A 401-nucleotide genomic window follows, 5' to 3' on the forward strand; every position below is an offset into this window, starting at 1 on the left:
GTGGTGGATTTGATCCGGCTGACATCGAGGACACCGTCAGGTGGGTCGAGATAGACAAATAACAGCTGGTTGCGCCATAGGTGGTTGAGGCTGTTGTAGGCCTTGCGGGTGCGTTCATGCGTCCATGACCAGGTGCGTTGCCGTGTCGCTGGGTCGGTTGTGAACGTTTTCTGGTTCATCCAGTCGCGGTAGATAGTGCCGTATTCGTGCAGTTGTGCACCCCACTCGGCTGCCTCGTCAAGAGCGGTGATCTTCGTGAGGTTGAGCGCGAGCTGGTAAATCGCTCGTCCTGCATCGGTGCGGGGGCGTGAGGTGGTGTGCCGACGCACCACGCGTTGGGCGTGAACGAGGCAGCGCTGCACTTTCGTTGCAGGCCAGCATGTCTTGATTGCGCTGGCAGC

General features: G+C 59.6%; 1 pseudogene. It reads right to left on the reverse strand.

The annotated features are described in order from the left end of the window. Positions 1–401 (reverse strand): annotated as a pseudogene (locus tag QP413_RS09890) (IS256 family transposase); the annotation flags it as partial.

Source organism: Corynebacterium sp. UMB4614 (genome assembly GCF_030217065.1).
Lineage (GTDB): Bacteria > Actinomycetota > Actinomycetes > Mycobacteriales > Mycobacteriaceae > Corynebacterium.